At 62.9% G+C, this 18,843-nt stretch carries 17 protein-coding genes; 8 read left to right on the plus strand and 9 right to left on the minus strand.

The window, feature by feature from the left end; translation table 11 throughout:
* Positions 1–141 precede the first annotated feature (141 nt).
* The 6 genes from ACEXP3_RS00800 (at position 142) to ACEXP3_RS00825 (ending at position 7,851) form a co-directional block, all read left to right on the plus strand.
* Positions 142–1,398, plus strand: a complete 1,257-nt coding sequence (locus ACEXP3_RS00800) for an MFS transporter (RefSeq protein WP_377295568.1) — start codon at positions 142–144, stop codon at positions 1,396–1,398.
* A gap of 92 nt (positions 1,399–1,490) precedes the next feature.
* Positions 1,491–2,900, plus strand: coding sequence for a multicopper oxidase family protein (locus ACEXP3_RS00805; RefSeq protein ID WP_377295569.1), 1,410 nt, complete (start codon positions 1,491–1,493; stop codon positions 2,898–2,900).
* Positions 2,901–2,933: 33 nt separating this feature from the next.
* On the plus strand, positions 2,934–3,845 hold the full coding sequence (locus ACEXP3_RS00810; RefSeq protein WP_377295570.1) for an MBL fold metallo-hydrolase: 912 nt from the start codon (positions 2,934–2,936) through the stop codon (positions 3,843–3,845).
* Positions 3,846–3,956: 111 nt separating this feature from the next.
* Positions 3,957–5,108 carry a ribonuclease D gene (gene rnd / locus ACEXP3_RS00815; protein ID WP_210102925.1) on the plus strand — a complete coding sequence of 384 codons (1,152 nt, stop codon included), beginning with the start codon at positions 3,957–3,959 and terminating at the stop codon, positions 5,106–5,108.
* Positions 5,109–5,277: 169 nt separating this feature from the next.
* On the plus strand, positions 5,278–6,636 hold the full coding sequence (locus ACEXP3_RS00820; protein WP_377295571.1) for an esterase-like activity of phytase family protein: 1,359 nt from the start codon (positions 5,278–5,280) through the stop codon (positions 6,634–6,636).
* Positions 6,637–6,774: 138 nt separating this feature from the next.
* Complete coding sequence (locus ACEXP3_RS00825; RefSeq protein ID WP_377295572.1) at positions 6,775–7,851, plus strand: adenylate/guanylate cyclase domain-containing protein; 1,077 nt, start codon at positions 6,775–6,777, stop codon at positions 7,849–7,851.
* 6 nt (positions 7,852–7,857) lie between these two features.
* Here ACEXP3_RS00825 and ppx read toward each other — a convergent pair whose 3' ends face one another.
* From ppx to ACEXP3_RS00845, 4 genes are all read right to left on the minus strand, one after another.
* Positions 7,858–9,378 (minus strand): exopolyphosphatase, encoded by a 1,521-nt coding sequence (ppx, locus tag ACEXP3_RS00830; protein ID WP_377295573.1) that lies wholly within the window; start codon positions 9,376–9,378, stop codon positions 7,858–7,860.
* A gap of 6 nt (positions 9,379–9,384) precedes the next feature.
* Positions 9,385–11,568 (minus strand): RNA degradosome polyphosphate kinase, encoded by a 2,184-nt coding sequence (locus ACEXP3_RS00835; RefSeq protein WP_377295574.1) that lies wholly within the window; start codon positions 11,566–11,568, stop codon positions 9,385–9,387.
* A gap of 85 nt (positions 11,569–11,653) precedes the next feature.
* On the minus strand, positions 11,654–12,364 hold the full coding sequence (hdaA, locus tag ACEXP3_RS00840) for a DnaA regulatory inactivator HdaA (RefSeq protein ID WP_210102930.1): 711 nt from the start codon (positions 12,362–12,364) through the stop codon (positions 11,654–11,656).
* Positions 12,361–13,521 carry an AI-2E family transporter gene (locus ACEXP3_RS00845; protein WP_377295575.1) on the minus strand — a complete coding sequence of 387 codons (1,161 nt, stop codon included), beginning with the start codon at positions 13,519–13,521 and terminating at the stop codon, positions 12,361–12,363. The genes hdaA and ACEXP3_RS00845 overlap by 4 nt, the downstream gene beginning before the upstream one ends.
* A 312-nt stretch (positions 13,522–13,833) precedes the next feature.
* Between ACEXP3_RS00845 and purM the strand changes: the two genes are divergently transcribed.
* Both purM and purN read left to right on the plus strand, forming a co-directional pair.
* The gene (purM, locus tag ACEXP3_RS00850) at positions 13,834–14,907 is read left to right on the plus strand and encodes a phosphoribosylformylglycinamidine cyclo-ligase (protein WP_377295576.1); all 1,074 of its coding nucleotides are present in this window, start codon (positions 13,834–13,836) and stop codon (positions 14,905–14,907) included.
* Positions 14,904–15,560, plus strand: coding sequence for a phosphoribosylglycinamide formyltransferase (purN, locus tag ACEXP3_RS00855; RefSeq protein WP_377295577.1), 657 nt, complete (start codon positions 14,904–14,906; stop codon positions 15,558–15,560). The genes purM and purN overlap by 4 nt, the downstream gene beginning before the upstream one ends.
* Positions 15,561–15,567: 7 nt before the next feature.
* On the opposite strand, the gene ACEXP3_RS00860 is transcribed toward purN, so the two are convergent.
* From ACEXP3_RS00860 to blh, 5 genes are read right to left on the minus strand one after another with little or no spacing between them, the layout of a single operon-like run.
* A complete protein-coding gene (locus tag ACEXP3_RS00860; RefSeq protein WP_377295578.1) occupies positions 15,568–16,350 on the minus strand; it encodes a sulfite exporter TauE/SafE family protein in 783 nt (260 codons plus the stop codon).
* On the minus strand, positions 16,350–16,781 hold the full coding sequence (locus ACEXP3_RS00865) for a DUF6691 family protein (protein ID WP_377295579.1): 432 nt from the start codon (positions 16,779–16,781) through the stop codon (positions 16,350–16,352). Before ACEXP3_RS00865 ends, ACEXP3_RS00860 begins: the two co-directional genes overlap by 1 nt.
* Positions 16,778–17,185 (minus strand): YeeE/YedE family protein, encoded by a 408-nt coding sequence (locus tag ACEXP3_RS00870; protein ID WP_377295580.1) that lies wholly within the window; start codon positions 17,183–17,185, stop codon positions 16,778–16,780. Before ACEXP3_RS00870 ends, ACEXP3_RS00865 begins: the two co-directional genes overlap by 4 nt.
* Positions 17,182–17,529, minus strand: coding sequence for a sulfite-sensing transcriptional repressor BigR (gene bigR, locus ACEXP3_RS00875; RefSeq protein ID WP_210102937.1), 348 nt, complete (start codon positions 17,527–17,529; stop codon positions 17,182–17,184). Before bigR ends, ACEXP3_RS00870 begins: the two co-directional genes overlap by 4 nt.
* Positions 17,523–18,815, minus strand: coding sequence for a bifunctional sulfur transferase/dioxygenase Blh (gene blh, locus ACEXP3_RS00880; protein ID WP_377295581.1), 1,293 nt, complete (start codon positions 18,813–18,815; stop codon positions 17,523–17,525). The genes bigR and blh overlap by 7 nt, the downstream gene beginning before the upstream one ends.
* Positions 18,816–18,843: the final 28 nt, after the last annotated feature.

The raw sequence follows: 18,843 nt of genomic DNA on the forward strand, positions 1-18,843 counted from the left end.
CAGCGCCATCGACCGATTGAATTTCCTGATCGAACTATTCACGCTTCGGTCTGTCGCGACCAGCGTTTGATCGGTAAGACAGCAGTAGCGCTTCGGGGACGAACCCCGAGTCGTGCCGTTCCTGCAGGAAAATCGATCCCGATGTCGACCATCCGCCCGCTCGTTCCCCTTCTCGTCACCGCGGGCATCCTGATCGGCGGCAATGGCCTGCAGGGCACCTTCATTGCGCTGCGCGGCACGGCGGAAGGGTTTTCCCCCTCCACCATCGGCCTGATCGGTGCCGGCTACAGCATCGGTTTTGCCATCGGCTGCCTTTACGTCACCCGCATCCTGCGCGCCATCGGCCACATCCGCACCTTTGCCGCCATGGCCGCCATTGCCGCCTGCTGTTCCATCCTGATGCCGCTTGTCACCTCGCCTTTGTTCTGGGCGCTGATGCGCTTCATCATCGGCATTTCGGTCGCCAGCCTGTTTGCCGTGGTGGAAAGCTGGATCAATGCCAAGGTGACCAACCAGAACCGGGCGCGAACGCTCTCGGTCTATCGTCTGGTGGATCTCAGTTCCGTGACGGCTGCGCAATATCTCATCCCGACCGTCGGCATCGAGGGACCGGTGATCTTTTCGCTGGTGGCGATGGCCATGGCGCTGTCGCTGGTGCCGATTTCGGTTCTCGACCGCTCAAGCCCTGCCCCGCCGGAAGCGATCAGCACCGATATCCGCGCCGTCTGGCGCATTTCGCCGTTGTCGGTTGTCGGTGTCATCGCGGTTGGTCTCAGCATGGCGGCCTTTCGCAATATCGGACCGATCTATGCGCAGGAGATCGGCATGAGCGTGACGGCAATTGCCACCTTCATGAGCGCCGGCATCATCGGCGGCGTCGTGCTGCAATATCCGCTGGGGATTTATTCGGATCGTCTTGACCGGCGAAAGGTGATCATCTGGGCGACGATCGGCGCCATCCTCACCGGCGGATATCTGTCGTTCTTTGCCGGCACGGATGAGACGGCCAATATCATCGGCATCTTCGTCTACGGCGCCTTTGCCATGCCGCTCTATTCGCTGTGTTCGGCGCATGGCAATGATTTTGCAAAGCCCGGCGAACATGCGCTGGTTTCGGCGGGCCTTCTGTTCTTCTGGTCGATCGGCGCCACCATCGGGCCCCTGCTCGCCTCGCTTCTCCTGCAGTTCATCGGCCCTTCGGTGTTCTTCATCTACACCTCCTTCATCTTCATGGGCTTTCTGTTCTTCACCGTGGTGCGCATGCGCAGCCGCCCCGCCGTGCCGCCGCAGGAGCGGCCGGGCCGCTTTCGTGCGCTGTTGCGCACCTCGGCCTATTTCAACCGGCTGGCCGGCGGCGCCGCGGACGAGCGCAAGGACAACCGCAGCGACCGGCGGTAGTCCCCTGCGGCAATATCGCGGATCGCACTCCATTGATGATTGCCGCACTCAGCTTTAAGAGGGGGAACACAAACAGTTCCAGAGCAAGTCCCATGGTCTCCCTGTCGCGCCGAACCCTCCTGAAGTCTGTCGCCGGCCTTGGCGGTGCCTATGGATTGGGGCTTGGCGCGGCCTCCCTGTTCGGTGGCCCGGCTTCGGCGGAAAATGCGGTGCATCTGGAAGCGCGCCTTACCGATGCCCTGCTCGACGGCCAGCACCTGACACGCGGCGTCATGAGCTACGGCATGGCCGGATCGCCCGACACCGCCATGCCGCCAACGCTTCGCCTGCGCCGTGGCGCACCGTTCAACGCCCGGATCACCAACCGGCTGGACGAGCCGACCACCATCCACTGGCATGGACTGCGCATCGACAACCGCATGGATGGCGTGCCCTTCCTCACCCAGCCTTACGTCTATACCGGCGATACGTTCGACTACAGTTTTACGCCGCCCGATGCTGGCACCTTCTGGTATCACCCCCATTGCAATACGCTGACCCAGATGGGCCGCGGCATGACGGGCCTGCTGATCGTCGAGGACCCGAAGGACCCGGTTTTTGATGCGGAAATCGCGCTCAACCTGCGCGACTGGCGGCTCGGCGGCGACGGCCAGTTCATCGAGCAGTTCAAGCCGCGCGATGCCGCCCGCAACGGCACATTCGGCACCGTGCGCGGCGCCAACTGGCAGCTGGAGCCGGCCTTTGACGCGCCGAGCGGCGGGCTTGTGCGGGTGCGGATCGCCGATACGGACGTCACGCGCCTCTACCAGCTGACGCTCTCGGGCGCGCAGGCGCTGATCGTCGCACTCGACGGACAGCCGCTACCAAAGCCTCTGGCGCTTGAGACGAGCGTCATCGGTCCCGGCCAGCGGCTCGATCTCGTTCTGCGGATGCCGGAGAGCGAGGGCGAAGTCGTGACGCTCACCGATACACGGCCATCGACCGCGAAAACCGTCGCGACCTTTCGCAGCGTTGGTGCGAATCGCAAGCGCAGCCTGGGCGACGTGCCGCCGCTTGCCGAAAATCCGTTCGAAAAGCCGGATCTCGCATCGGCTGAGGAAATTCCGCTCGTCCTCAGCGCCACCGCCGAAAATGCTGCGCGCGATTCGATCTGCGGCACGCTCGGCTATTCCTTCTGGGCGATCAACAAGGTGCCGTGGCCGGGCGATGTGCCCGATCCTTCGGCGCCGCTTGCCGAGATGAAGCGCGGCAAGTCGTATGTGTTGAACCTCGTCAACAACACGCCGCACCTGCATCCCATTCACCTGCACGGCATGAATTTCCAGGTGGTTTCATCCTCTGCGCGACCGGTGAGCCCGCTGATTTCCGATACCTATCTGGTGGCGCCGGACGAAAAGGTGCAGCTTGCGCTGGTGGCAGACAACCCGGGCGACTGGGTTCTGCACTGCCACATCATCGAGCACCAGAAGACCGGCATGACAAGCTATGTCCGCGTCGTCTGAGGCCTCCTGCCCTCTCCGCCCGTGGATGCTGCCATGACCGACCTTTGCGCCACCCTTCGCATCCTGGAGCCCTATCCGGGCCTTTACGCCTATTATGACGGCCGCATCGCAGGAAAGCGCCTGCATTCGCCGAAGCGGAACTGGCTGGACGACGGCGCCTATGCGCTCGGTATCGCCAGCTACGCGCTCGTCTCGGGCGATCAGGCGCTGGTCTACGACACGCATATGTCGCTCAGCCACGCTCGCGCCATCCGCACCCATCTTGAAGCGCAGGGAGTATCCGACATCACCGTGATCCACAGCCATTGGCACACCGACCACATTGCCGGAAACGCCGTCTTTGCCGATTGTGAGATCATCGCCAACCGGCTGACGCTCGACACCATGACGTTGAATGCAAAGGCGCTTGCCGAACGCGACCCGCCGATCCATCCGCTCATCCTGCCGAACCGGATCTTTGAGGACAGGCTGGAGCTTGCGCTTGGCGATCGGTCGGTCCATCTCCTGCAGTTTGACATTCACAGTGCAGATGGCACGGTGCTGTGGCTTCCCGCAGAGCAGCTGCTGCTCGCCGGCGATACGCTGGAAGACACCATCACCTATATTTCCGAACCTCTCGGCGTTGACCGCCACATTGCCGAGCTCGGCAGGCTCGCGGCGCTGCCGATCCAGCGCATCCTGCCCAATCACGGCAGCGAGGCGCGCATTGCCGCAGGCGGATACGGGCCGGACCTCATCGACGCCAACCGCGCCTATCTGGAGCGGCTCACCGCCCGGATCGCCGATCCGGCACTCGAAGAAGAGCCTCTCTCCGATTTCGTCGCGGCGGAAATCGCGTCCGGCTCAATCGACTATTTCGCGCCCTACGAGACCGTTCACCGCGACAATATCGAGGCACTGCGCACCGGCCGCTCCGATGAAGGCCCGCCGGCTCTTGCGCAATAATGGCGGCGCGGCCGCAATGACGGTGCGCAAGGCGGCTGTCTCTGTTGACATCTTCTGGCGAAAGAGAAAGGAAGGTTGAACGATTTTTCTCCCATCCGACGACCGAAGCTGATGATTGAAACAACTGCCGCTCTTCAAGACGCCTGCCGCAAACTGGCCCAATCGGAATTCGTGACTGTCGATACGGAGTTCCTGCGCGAAACCACCTTCTGGCCGATCCTCTGTCTCATTCAGATGGCAAGCCCGGATCTGGAAGTGATTGTCGATCCGATGGCCAAGGGCATCGATCTGACACCCTTCTTCGAACTGATGGCCGATACGTCCGTCGTGAAGGTGTTCCATGCGGCGCGCCAGGATCTGGAAATCGTCTATCATCTCGGCAAGCTGATCCCGCATCCGATCTTCGACACGCAGGTTGCCGCCATGGTCTGCGGCTTTGGCGATTCGATCTCCTACGACCAGCTCGTGCAGCGCACGAAGAATGTCCAGATCGACAAGTCCTCCCGCTTTACCGACTGGAGCCGCCGGCCGCTGTCGGACAAGCAGCTGGATTATGCGATGGCCGACGTCACGCATCTGCGCGATGTCTATCTGAGCCTCAAGGCCAAGCTCGAAAGCGAAGGCCGCACGACCTGGGTCGCCGAGGAAATGGCGGTTCTGGAATCGACCGAAACCTATGACATGCATCCCGACGATGCCTGGCTTCGGCTGAAATCGCGCCTGCGCAAGCCGCAGGAACTGGCGGTGCTGAAATATGTGGCGGCCTGGCGTGAACGCGAGGCGCGCAGCCGCGACGTGCCGCGCTCGCGCGTGCTGAAGGACGATGCGATCTTCGAGATTGCCCAGCAGCAGCCGAAGGACAGCGAGGCGCTGGGGCGGCTTCGCACCATCCCCAAGGGCTGGGAACGCTCGTCGTCCGGAACTGCCATCCTCGATGCCGTCAACACCGCTTTGGCGCTGCCGAAGGCCGAGATGCCGCAGGCGCCAAAACATTCCCATACGCCGGAGGGCGCCCAGTCGGCGGTCGAGCTTCTGAAGGTGCTGCTGCGCCTCATCTCGGAAAAGCATGGCGTTGCGGCCAAAGTCATCGCCAACAGCGACGATCTCGACAAGATCGCCACCGAAGGCGAAAAGGCCGAGGTGGCAGCACTGACCGGCTGGCGGCGCGAGCTGTTCGGCGAACCGGCCCTGAAGCTCATCTCCGGCGAGGTTGCCCTCCGCTTCATCGACAAGAAGGTCGAGACGGTCGACATGCCAGCCTGAACGGGGCGGGTGCGCGATCCGGATCAAGCCCGCAGGCCTGTGCCTTCGGACCGGCCCGGTATCTTGCTCTGTCATTGAAACTTCATTGGAATTTCAATCGGGCGTGATCGCGCCGTCATCTGCTGCACGTAGGAGGATAGTGTTCTTCTCCCTCATGCACAGGTGTTCCATGACCCGAACTCTCCTTGCCTCCGTTGCGCTCCTTGCCGTTCTGGCAGGACAGTCCCACGCCGAAGAAAAGGCCTTTCCGGCCAAGCTCGTCTCGCAGGCGATCCTTCCTTCCGATACGATGGTAGCGGCTCCTGCCGATGCACCGGCAACGCTGAAGACCTCCGGCAAGTTCACCACCGCGGACCGCAAGCGCACCGACAAGCTGGGCACCATTCCCGGCAAGGACGGCGCGCGCCTGACCGGTCTTTCGCTTCCCTTCGACGGCCAGCCCCTGCAGGGCTTTTCCGGCATCAAGACCATGGCCGACGGCACGTTCTGGACACTGTCGGACAACGGCTTCGGCTCGAAGAACAATTCGAGTGACGCCATGCTGATGCTGCACCACATCAGGATCGACTGGGCCGCCGGCAAGGTCGAACGTCTCGGCACCCTCTTCCTCTCCGACCCGGACAAGAAGGCCCCCTTCCCGATTGCCATGGAAGGCGCCGACAAGCGCTATCTCACCGGCGCCGATTTCGACGTCGAATCGATCCAGCCGGTGGCGGACGGATTTTGGGTCGGCGAGGAGTTCGGCCCCTACGTGCTGAAGTTCGACACCGAAGGCCGCCTGACCGCCGTGATCGCAACCGTGGTCGACGGCAAGCCGGTAACGTCTCCGGACAATGCCCTGATCAGCCTTCCGGCCAACCCCGCCGCCAAAATGCCGGTGTTCAACCTGAAGCGCTCCGGCGGCTTTGAAGGTCTTGCCCTGTCGAAGGACGGCGCCAAGCTTTACGGCCTGCTGGAAGGTCCGCTGTTCCTCGAAGACGGGTCCGGCGAAAAGACCGACGGCCAGACGGCGCTGCGCATCATCGAGCTGGATGCCGCCTCCAAGGCCTGGACCGGCCGCAGCTGGCTTTACCCGCTGAGCGAAGGCGGCGTTGCCATCGGCGATTTCAACATGGTGGATGCAACGACCGCGCTCGTCATCGAACGCGACAATGGCGCGGGCTCCGCGGCCCTTGCCTGCGCCGACCCGAAGAAGCCGGAACCGACCTGCTTTGATGCGCCGGCCAAGCACAAGCGCATCTACAAGATCGAAATGTCGGATGAAAACGTCGGCAAGGCCGCCCGCAAGATCGGCTATATCGACCTCATGAACATTGCCGATCCCGACAAGAAGGCACTGCAGGGCAGCAAGGATGGTATCTACACCATGCCCTTCGTCACCATCGAAAATGTCGATGTGGTCGATGCCAGCCACATCGTTGTCGGCAATGACAACAACCTGCCCTTCTCGGCGGGTCGTGCCGTCGACAAGGCCGACGACAACGAATTCGTGCTGCTGGATGTCGGCGCGTTCCTCACCGCCAAGTAAGGTTCTGGCAAACACCGCATGACGATGGGCGCCGGCTTCCGGCGCCCACCTGGTATTACGCACTTGCGCAAACCCTTATCGCTCGTATCGTGGCGCGACCGGCTGGCGAACGCCCGACGGGGAGGATAAGGGATGGGCATGCGCGAACCTCACCGAAAGACGCTGCGGGGCGGGCCGCTGCTCGCCGGCCTTCGCTGGCTGCTGCTGGCGCTGCTGATCGCCTTTACCGGCGTTCTCTATATGCTGCTGTTCGAGATCAACGGCCCCCTCCTCATTGGCGCCGTCTATGCGCTCGCCTGCAGCATGCCGCTCATCGCCTTCGAAAGCGGACGGCTGATGCCGCGCCTGCAGGTGCGTCTGCGGCGTTTGGCGACGCCGGCCTATTTCCTGTCGACGCTTGCCCTCTACCTCCTGCTGTCCGGCCTCGGATTTGCGCTTGCGGGTGTGGTGCTGAAGACAACCGGGATTTTTGAGGCGGGCTGGAAGCAGGTTCTCGTCATCCGCCCGCCGGCCTTTCTCTACACGCTGGTGATGTTCTTCTTCGGCATCACCGTGTTGCGCGTCCTGCAGTTGCTGGGGCGTCGCGTGTTTCTGAGCCTACTGACGGGCCGCTATCGGCACCCGGTCGAGGAGGAGCGCGTGTTCCTGTTTCTCGACATCGTGGGGTCGAGCGCCTATGCCCGCCAGTACGGCGACCTGAAGGCGCAGGCGTTTATCGGCGCGGTGTTTGCCGCCCTTGCTTACCACGTGCGGCGCCATCGGGGCGAGATCGATGACTATGTCGGAGACTGCGCCATCATCACCTGGCCGATGAAGGAGGGCGTGGAAGAGGCGCGCTGCGTGCGCTGCATCTATGACATGCTCAACGAAGTCGACCACGAGCGCGACTGGTGGATGGCGCATTTCGGCCTTGTTCCGCAGCTGTCGGCCGCCCTGCATGGCGGCTCCATCGTCACGGCCGAGATCGGTGTCTTCCACCACAAGATCACCTATTTCGGCGATGTGGTGAACACGACCTCGCGCATCGAGGGGCTTTGCAAGACGCTGAAGAAACCGCATCTGATCTCGGCGGATCTTCTCGCGCGGCTGACACTGCCGCCGGATATCGTAGCAGAACCGCAAGGCGAGCACATGGTCAAGGGCCGCGACGAACCGGTCTGCGTTCTGGCACTGCGGCGTCTGACGGCGGGCGCGCAGTTCTCGCGCGCCTCCTGATCGGCTCTATTCGAAGACGAAGGCCAGGCGCTTGCCGGTGAGCTTCGACAATTGCTGCAGGCGCCCATCCAGACGCTCGCCGGCGAAATCGGCATAGTCGTGCGGTACGACGAATTCCAGATCGAGATCCGGATTGCTCGAGCGGCGGAACGACAGGTGGTCGACGATGCCCGGCATCGAGGCGGAGAAGAGATAGACGACGCGCAGAAGACCGCCCAGCAGCTTGGCGAGGCTGAGCAGGCGCGGCGTCGAGATCTGCGCCAGCGGGCCGGTCGCGCCATCGTCGTGCAGGCCTTCGAAGCGGTAGTAATTGGCGAGCGCCAGATAGGCCCGCCCCGGATGGGTGATGCCGGCAAGCGAGGAATGGGCAATCAGGTTCAGTGCCTGCAGGCCGCGGTAATCGGGATGCGCGCGCCAGCTGATATCGGCGAGAAGGCAGGCGGCCTGGCGGTAGCGGGCTTCCTCGTCGGTTTCCTCGATGCCGAAATGGGAGACCATGCGGCCGGTCCAGTCGGCAAGCTCGCGCGCATGTTCGGGCGAGCGGGCTCTGAGGATCGCCAACTGATCAGCGGCTTCCAGAAGCGGGTCCAGCTGCTGCTCGCTTTCGGAAAGCTGCGCGTAGAGATAGCCTTCGCGCACGCCTTGCGCGGAAAACACTACGCGGGCCGGCTTCATGACCGACAGCACTTCCTGCATGGCAATGGCGCCGAACGGCAGAAGCGCGCGACGGTTCTTCGACACCGACTGCCAGGCGGGATCCTTGCTGTCCTTGGCCGTCAGAACCAGTTCGAGGAAATTGAGCATGTCGCCGGTCGGCAGTTCATAGCCCTGCATCATGTGCAGCGGATACTGCGTCATTTCCATGTGCAGCTTGGCAATGTTGCGCCAGGTGCCGCCGACGGCATAGAAGGTGCGCCCCTCGCCGTTGGCGAGAAGCTTTGCATCCTTCACCAGGCTGCGCGCCAATGTGCGCGCCTTGGCAAGAGAACCGCCGGAGGTTTCCGACAGGCGCAGGCCACCGAGCGGCAGCGTGATTCCCTTGCCGCATTCGCGGCCCTTGATATCGATGAGTTCGAGCGAGCCGCCGCCGAGATCACCGGCAATGCCATCCACGCCGTTGAAGCCGCTGATCACGCCGAGCGCCGAATAAAGCGCTTCCTCCTCGCCGGAGAGTACCTGAACCGGCTGTCCGAGAATGGCCTGCGCTTCGGCAATGAAGGCTGCACCATTGCTCGCTTCGCGGGCGGCAGCCGTGGCCAGCACGTAGACATGCGTGGCACGCGCCTGGTCCGACAGGGCGCGGAAACGACGAAGAGCATGCAGAGCGCGCGCAACCGCTTCCTCGTCCATGCGGCCGGTGGAGCCAAGCCCTTTGCCGAGACCACACAAGACCTTCTCGTTGAAGAGAACCGCAGGCGCGCGCGACAGGTCTTCGTAAACGACCAGGCGAACCGAATTGGAGCCGATGTCGACAACGGAGACAGGAGCGCTTCCGGGGAGACGCCCCTGAGCTTCAGATCGTACCATGCATCACTATTTCTTGCGTCCGGACATAACGCCAGCAATCAGCTTCGGCGCGCTTGACTTCAGGGCTTCCCCGCGCCCCGAAAGGCTGGGATTGGTCATAAAATAGTGTTGCGCGTTGAAAGGTTCCTCGCCCTTTCGGACCTCCATACGGCGCGACGTACCATCCGGCAATATCTCGTAGCTCTGCTGGTTGTCAATCAGGTTGCCGAGCATGATCTGCGAAAGCACCTGCTCATGCACAGTCGGGTTGGTGAGCGGCACCAGCGTCTCGACGCGCCGGTCGAGATTGCGCGGCATCATGTCGGCCGAGCCGATATAGACGAGCGCATTCTCCGAGGGCAGGCCATGGCCGTTGCCGAAGCAGAAGATGCGGCTGTGCTCGAGGAAACGCCCGACGATGGATTTGACGCGGATATTGTCCGACAGTCCCGGGACCTGGGGTCTGAGGCAGCAGATGCCGCGGATGACGAGATCCACATCGACGCCGGCGCGGCTTGCGCGGTAAAGCGCATCGATGATTTCCGGATCGACCAGCGCATTCATCTTCATCCAGATGGCAGCCGGCCGGCCTTCCTGCGCATGCACGATCTCCTCCTCGATATGCTTGAGGATGCGCGGGCGCAGCGTATAGGGCGAGACGGCGAGCTTCATGCTTTCGGCCGGCTCGCCATAGCCGGTGATGAAGTTGAAGATGTTGGACATGTCATGGGCAATCTTCGGATTGCAGGTGAAGAAGGACAGGTCAGTGTAGATCTTGGCGGTGACCGGATGGTAATTGCCGGTGCCGAGGTGGCAATAGGTGCGCAGCTTGCCGTCCTCGCGGCGCACGACCATCGACATCTTGGCATGCGTCTTCAGTTCGATGAAGCCGAACACCACCTGCACGCCGGCGCGCTCGAGGTCGCGCGCCCAGCGGATATTGGCCTCTTCGTCAAACCGCGCTTTCAGTTCGACCAGCGCCGTCACCGACTTGCCCATTTCGGCCGCGTCGATGAGGGCGCGCACGATCGGGCTGTCATTGGATGTGCGGTAGAGCGTCTGCTTGATGGCGAGCACGTCCGGATCGCGGGCGGCCTGGATCAGGAACTGCACAACCACGTCGAAACTTTCGTACGGATGATGGACCACCATGTCCTTTTCGCGGATGGCGGCAAGGCAGTCGCCAGCGTGTTCACGGACACGCTCGGGAAATCGGGCGTTGTAAGGTTCAAACCGCAGGTCGTCGCGCGGCGCCTTGGTGATTTCCGACAGCGTATTGAGCGCAAGAAGCCCCGGAAGGACGGCGACGCGATTGTCGGGGACGCCCAGTTCCTGCACGACGAACTGGCGCAGCGAGGCCGGCATTTCCGAATCGGTCTCGATGCGGATGACCTTGCCGCGGCGGCGGCGCTTCAGCGCCGTCTCGAAGAAACGCACGAGGTCTTCGGCCTCTTCCTCCACCTCGATATCGCTGTCGCGGATGATGCGGAAGGTGCCGGCGCCCTTCACGACATAGCCGGGGAACAGCCGGTCGATGAACATCGACACGACGTCTTCCAGCGTGATGTAACGAATGGTCTGGCCCTCGTCGGGCAGCCGGATGAAGCGGTCGAGCGCCGGCGGCAGGCGCAAGAGGCCGGTCATCGGCTCGCGGCCGCTCTTGCTGTCGAGCTGCAGGCCCATGGTGAAGCCGAGATTGGGGATGAAAGGGAACGGATGGGCCGGATCGATGGAAAGCGGCGTCAGAACCGGGAAGAGGTCGTCCTCGAAATCAGTCGCCAGCCAGTTTCGATCCTCTTCGGAGAGCGCTGCCGGACGAACGATGAGAATATCTTCCTTGGCCATATACTGCTGGAGAACGGCAAGCGAGGCCTGCTGCTCCATCTGCAGGTTGTCGATTTCCTTCAGGATGTCTTCCAGCTGCTCGGCAGGTGTCTTTCCGTCATGGCTGCGCACGACGATACCCTGGCGGATCTGGCCTTCGAGACCGGCGACGCGCACCATGAAGAATTCATCGAGATTGGCAGCGGAGATGGACAGGAAGCGCACGCGCTCCAGCAGCGGGTGGGCCGTGTTCAGTGTCTCTTCCAGAACGCGGCGGTTGAACTGCAGCCAGGAAAATTCACGGTTGACGAACCGTTCCGCACTGTTCAGCAGATCGACGGCCTCGGATGCGGACTCTGCCGGCTGCGTTTCGGAAATCTGGTCCATCACTACCCCCTCTGTAAGCCGGGCACCGGCCAAACGGATTGCCCCAGCGCCCGCCTACAATGTTTCAACGACGAAACAATGACAGTCAATCATCGCCGTCGCGTCTGGCGAAGCTTTCCAGCACTTCGGCCGCCAGCATGCGCGTGATGCGCGTGCCGCGCGCCAGCGCCAACCGGTCGAGTCGGTCGACCACGCCCTGTGCTGCCTCCATCGAGCGCTCCATGCGCTGGACGATATAGGCGACAATCCGGTCGTCGATGTGGAGCTGGCGGTCGGCAAAGAGCTTGATGATCACCTGCCCGAGCAGGTCCTCGTCCGGCTCGCCGATCTCGACCACGGTCGCCGCCTTCAGCCGCGAGCGCAGGTCCGGCAGGCTGACCGACCATGACATCGGCCAGAGCCGCGCCGTCATCAGAAGGCTGGTGCGATGTTCCTTGACGCTGTTGATGACGTGAAACAGGGCGTTTTCGTCAAAGCCGCTGCGGTCGGCATCCTCAAACAGCACCGGTCCGGCCGCTGCCTGCATGGCCGCGTCGCCGCCCGCCATCGGATGGATGGCGGTGGCGCCGGATTTTTCGCGCCAGATGCTGGCGAGATGCGACTTGCCGCTGCCGGCGGGCCCCGTCAGGATCACCACCGGCGACGGCCAGTGCGGCCAGGCATCGATGATGGCGACGGCGGCGCTGACGGGCGCTGCAATCAACAGGTCGTCGCGGCCGGTTGCCGCATCATGGGTCAGCGCCAGCGGCAATTGTTCCGCGCGCTGACGCTTCAGTTTGTCCAGCGTCTCTGTCATGTGGATGTCGGGGGCTCGTCACGCTCACTGAGGACCCTGCCCTCCACACTGCGCTTGTCGTCCCAGGGCAGCGCGGAGGAATGGCCGAAATAAATGTCGCTTTGAAGATATCGCGAGATCGCAAACCGGACAAGCACGCCGACGACGGCGGCCGCCGGCACGGCGATCAACAGGCCGACGAAGCCGAACATGGCGCCAAAGGCCAGAAGCGCAAACATCAGCCAGACCGGATGCAGGCCGACGCTGGAGCCGACAAGCTTCGGCTGCAGAATATTGCCCTCAATGAACTGGCCGAGGAAGAAGACGCACATGGTGGCAATGACCCACCCATAGTCCGGCCAGAACTGCATGAGCGCCACGCCGACCGCCATAACCAGCCCGACAAGCGACCCGATATAGGGAATGAAGGAGATCATGCCGGCGACGAAACCGATGAGCAGGCCGAAATTGAGCCCGACCAACGACAGGCCGACCGCATAGAAAATGCCGAGGATGAGGCAGAGCGAGCCCTGCCCGCGGATGAAGCCCGACACCGCCTCGTCCATCTCGTGGGCGAGCTGGCGCACGGTAGCCACCTGATCGCGCGGGATCCAGCTGTCGACCTTGGCGACCATGCGGTCCCAGTCCAAGAGGATGTAGAAGGCAACGACGGGCGTGACAACGAGCAGCGAAATGATGTCGACAATGGTCTTGCCGGAATTCCAGATCTGGTTGAGCAGGCTGCCGAGGAAGCCGGCACCCTCCGTCATCAGGCTGGAAAAGTTTTCCTTCACCGCCTCGATCTGCGTCACCATCCACTTGGGCAGGAAGGAGTTCTGCGGGCTTGCGATCAGCTGCTGCAGCTGCGTCACATATTGCGGCAGGCTCTGGGCGAACTGGTTGAACTGGCTGATGATGAGCGGGATCAGCACCATCAGCGCCACGGTGAACATCAGCACGAAACTGATGAGGATGACGACCGTTGCCATCAGGCGGCTCAAGCCCCGCCGCTCCAGCCAGTCGGCTACCGGATCGAGGAAATAGGCAAGCGCCATGCCCGCCACGAAGGGCAGGAGGATGGTGCGGAAGGCCAGGAGAAAGATCACGAAGGCAAGAAGCGCCGCGAGCCAGAACAGCACGTAACGCCTGAGGCTTGCGCCACTGATATGATAGGCCATGTGCATCCGGTCCCTTTGCGTCACTTCACGAGAAGTGGGATAGGCCGGTGCCGACGGCAAGGTCAAGACGGTTGCGAAATGCCCCGGCAATCACGATTGGACACCTTGGAAAACAGGGGTTTCGCCGGCCAGGTGCTTGCATATCGCCGCGTCCCGTGCAATGGCGACCGCTTCCGGGCAGATCCCGCGACCGGCCGGCCGTTTCAGTGCAGGCTTCCGGAGGCGGAATGGCCTTTTTCATTGGCGCAGGTTCTTGTCGCACCCGCGAGCGCTGCCTTTCGAGAACCTGCCGGGCACGAGCGGAGACAGGCGATGAGCACAGCAGGCAAGAACGGTCTCACCTACAGCGATGCGGGCGTCGATATCGATGCCGGAAACCTGATGGTGGAAAAGATCAAGCCGGCCGTGCGCTCCACGCGCCGCCCCGGCGCCGATGGCGAAATCGGCGGTTTTGGCGGGTTGTTCGACCTGAAGGCTGCAGGTTTTACCGATCCGGTTCTGGTGGCTGCCAATGACGGCGTCGGCACCAAGCTGAAGATCGCCATCGACGCCGACCGCCACGACACCGTAGGTATCGATCTGGTGGCCATGTGCGTCAACGACCTCGTCGTGCAGGGTGCAGAACCGCTGTTCTTCCTCGATTATTTCGCAACCGGCAAGCTGAACCCTGACCAGGGTGCGGCGATCGTTCTCGGCATTGCCGATGGCTGCCGCCAGGCCGGCTGCGCGCTGATCGGTGGCGAGACCGCCGAAATGCCCGGCATGTACCGCGATGGCGATTACGATCTGGCAGGTTTTGCCGTCGGCGCTGCCGAACGCGGCCAGCTTCTGCCGACCGGCGACCTGCAGGCCGGCGACCTCATTCTCGGCCTTGCCTCCTCGGGGGTACATTCCAACGGTTATTCGCTGGTGCGCAAGATCGTCGAGCTTTCGGGCCTTGGCTGGGATGCGCCGGCCCCGTTTGCCGAAGGCAAGACGCTTGGCGAAGCACTGCTGACGCCGACCCGCATCTATGTAAAGCCGCTCCTGAAGGCGATCCGCGAGACGGGAGCGCTCAAAGCGCTGGCCCATATCACCGGCGGCGGTTTTCCCGACAATATTCCGCGCGTCCTGCCGGATCATCTGGCCGCCGAAATCGATCTCGACAGCATTCCTGTGCCGCCGGTGTTCTCGTGGCTTGCCAAAACCGGTGGCGTCGAAGCCCATGAAATGCTGCGCACCTTCAACTGCGGCGTCGGGATGATTGCCGTCGTTGCGCCGGAGAATGCGGCTGCCGTGACCGAGGTTCTCAACGCAGAAGGCGAGATCGTCGTGCCGCTCGGCCGCATGGTGGCGCGCACGGAAGGGGCCGCCGGCACGATCTACACGGGCACGCTTGCCCTATGAGCCCGGTCCGCAAGCGCGTCGTCGTTCTGATTTCCGGCGGCGGCTCCAACATGCTGGCGCTGGCGGAGGCGATGGCGGCTGCCGATTTTCCAGCCGAGATCGTCGGTGTGATCGCCGACAAGAAAACCGCCGGCGGTCTTTCGAAGGCCGAGGCGCGCGGCATAAAAACCTTTGCCTTCGAGCGGCGCGATTTTGCCGACAAGGCAGCCCATGAGGCGGCCATTCTTTCCGCACTTGCCGGGCTTCAGCCGGATCTCGTCTGCCTTGCCGGTTATATGCGGCTTCTGTCGGCGGATTTCATCCGGCCCTATGCGGGCAAAATTCTCAACATCCACCCGTCGCTGCTGCCGCTGTTTCCCGGCCTGCACACCCATCAGCGGGCGCTCGATGCCGGCATGCTGGTCACCGGCTGCACGGTGCATTTCGTCACCGAAGGCATGGACGAAGGCCCGGTGATTGCCCAATCCGTCGTGCCGATCCTGCCCGGCGACACCGCCGAGACGCTGGCGGCGCGACTGCTTGCCGTCGAACACCGCACCTATCCGCTGGCGCTGAAACTGGTGGCGGAAGGCCGCGTGCAGATGCTGACGGATGGCAGCGTCCAGCGCGACGGCGCCGTGGTGGATGCCGGCGCAAGCCTGATCAGCGCCTGAGAAAACCTCAGGCGCCAAGCGCGCCAAGGCTGCGATAGATCACATAGGCGGCGACGACAAAGATGACGCCGGCAAAGATACGGTTCAGCACGTTTTTGTAGGTGCAGAGCCAGGTTGAGGCGATTGTGCCGATGACACCTCCGATCACGCCGCCCAGAATGAATTCGCCGGCCAGCGGCCAATCGACCAGCCCCGAGAGCGCGTAATTGAACGCCGTCGCAAGCCCGAACGCCGTAACCGCCATCAGCGATGTGCCGATGGCATCGATCATCGGCATGCCCGTTGCAAACATCAGCGCCGGAACGATGAGAAAGCCGCCGCCGATGCCGAAGAAGCCGGAGGCTGCCCCGGTTGCGACGGCAACGGCTGCCGTCAGCGCGCAGGTGGCAAGATCATCCTTGCGCACAAGGGTTTCCACCGCGACAGGTCGCTTGCGCAGCATCAACACGCCGACGACAATCATCACGAGGCCGAAGAGCAGCAGAAGCTTGGAGCCGTCTATGGCCTTGCCAAGCGTGGAGCCGCCAAAGGCGCCCGCCACGCCGAACACTGAAAATACCAGCCCGCAGCGCCAGCGGACATGGCCCTTCATGGCATGGTTGGCAAAATTGGCCGCCGCGTTGACAGCAACCGCGAGCGCACCGGTGCCGATCGCCACATGCGGTGAGGTGACCCCCACCACGTAGAGCAGGAGCGGCGTGGCAAGGATCGAACCGCCACCGCCGAGAAGTCCGAGCGTGAAGCCGACGAGACTGCCCGAGCCGATAGCGGCAACCAGCATATCCGTCATCACACGCGCCCCGATAGGAAGCGGTCGTGGATGACCATGCCGGCGATCATGGCCAGAACGAAGACGGCAATCGGCATGAGGCCGAGCGAGAGCGCCGCAAGCGCCGGCCCCGGGCAGAGGCCGCCAAGCCCCCAGCCAATGCCGAAGATGGCCGAGCCGAGAACCAGCGGCCGGTCGATCACCCGATTCGTCGGGATCTGGAATTTTTCAGAAAGCACGGGCTTTGCCATGCGGCGCACCAGAACCATCCCGGCCATGGCGACCGAAACGGCACCGCCGAGCACAAAGGCAAGGCTAGGATCCCAGGCGCCGAACAGATCGAGGAAGCCCTGGACGCGAGCCGGATCGAGCATACCCGAGAGCGACAGCCCGAAGGCAAACAGAGCGCCGCAGCCGAGGGCGGCGAGAGGTTGGCGAAGATCCACGCTCATCCGACGATCCTCAACAGGGTGACGGTGGCGATGCCGCTTGCAAGAAAAGTTGCGACGGCCACCATGGAGCGGGGCGAGAGCCGGCCAAGGCCCAAAACGCCATGGCCGCTGGTGCAGCCCGAGCCCATGCGCGAGCCGATGCCGACGAGAAGTCCCGCAACGATGAGAAGCGGCGTCGAGGCGACAAGCGTGACGGAGGGCAACGCCCCGAAGACCAGCGCATACAGCAAAGGACCGATGACGAGCCCCAGCACGAAGGCACCGTTCAGGAGAACGGTATGACCGCCGGCCAGTCGGCCCAAAATGCCGCTGATGCCGGCGATACGACCGGTCAGGATGAGATAGGAAATGGCGGACAATCCGATCAGCAGGCCACCGCAGAGGGATGCAACATAGCCGATCATGGCGACACCTCATCGGCGCAGAAGATCGTGAAGAGGGCAGCGATCAGCTGCGCCGTCTTTGCCTCCGTCAGGCGGTAGAACACCTGCTTGCCCTCCTTGCGTGTTTCCACGATGCCGGCTTCCCGAAGCACGGTCAGCTGCTGGGAGAGTGTCGGCTGGTGCAGGTCGAGTTTTTCTTCGAGCGCGCCGACGGAGTATTCACCCTCGACCAGGGTGCAGACCAGCATCAGGCGCGCCGGATGGGCGAGCACCTTCAGATGGCCGGCCACTTCCGTGGCGCGCGCCTCCATGGCCTGCGGGGTCATGCCGGACATGGCCTTAAGGCTTGAAAAGTCCATCACCATACGGCCCCTTCCAGTGCGTCGAGCGGGATCTTCAGATAGCGCCGGCCATTGTCTTCCGGTTCCGGCAGGCGTCCGCCGCGCACATTGACCTGAAGCGCATGCAGGATGAGCTTGGGCATCGGCAGGGTGCGGTCGCGCGCCTCGCGCAGTTCAACGAAACCTGCCTTGTCGATTCCCGCCAGATGCGGGTTCTGCGCCTTCTGCTGCGCAACCGTGCTTTCGTAGCGCACATGGCGCCCGCCCGGCTGGTAGTCATGGCCGGTAAACAGCCGGGTCTCGTCCGGTAGGGCAAGGATTGCGGAAATCGATGCATACAGGGCTTCGGAACTGCCGCCCGGGAAATCGGCGCGCGCCGTGCCGCTGTCGGGCATGAACAGCGTATCGTGGACGAAGGCGGCATCGCCGATGACATAGGTGATGGAAGCCAGCGTATGGCCGGGCGAAAACATGACCCGCGCAGAAAGCGTGCCGATGGAAAAGGTTTCACCGTCGCCAAACAGCCGATCCCATTGCGAGCCATCCGTGGCGAGAGAAGGCCAGTTGTAAAAACCCTTCCAGAGCTTTTGCACCTCGACCACATGATCGCCGATGGCAGACGGTGCGCCGGTTTTTTGCTTCAGGTAGAAGGCTGCGGAAAAATGATCGGCATGGGGATGCGTGTCGAGGATCCACTCCACCGTCAGCCCTTCGGCGGCAATGTAAGCGAGGATTCGGTCGGCGTTTTCGGTCGAGGTCTGGCCGGATTTTTCGTCATAATCGAGAACCGGATCGATGATGGCGCATCGGCGGGTCGCCGGATCGGAGACGACATACTGGACGCTCCAGGTGCGCGGATCGAAGAAGGCCTTCACCCGGGGGCTCTTGCCGGCGCGGTTTTGCAGCCAGTTGACGGCAGGTGACAGGTCGAAACCGTGGGTCTCGCCAAAGGCCGTAACATCCGCCAACGCCATGCGCCCGTCGATCACCTCGACCAGAACATAAAGCAGAAGCGCCCGCATGCCGCTTTTGCAATGGGCAAGCACCGGCCCCTTGCTCTCAGCAAGGGCTGCGCGAAAGGCATCGACATCAGCTTCGGTCAGATCGGCAACGGTCACGGGAATGAAGCGGTAGTTGAGGCCTGAATCCTCGGCCGCCCGCTTTTCCGCCTTGCTGCCGGGCGCACCCTCCTCCGCATCCGGCCGCAGGTTGATCAGGCAACGGGTGCCGTTTGCGCCAAGGTCTGCAATCTCCGCCAGCGCCGGCTGGTCGGAAATGCTGAAGAGTAAGTTGACGACAATGGTCTTCATGGCGACGTCCTCAATATACATTATATAA

The organism is Neorhizobium fuzhouense, from assembly GCF_042611105.1.
Lineage (GTDB): Bacteria > Pseudomonadota > Alphaproteobacteria > Rhizobiales > Rhizobiaceae > Neorhizobium > Neorhizobium galegae_A.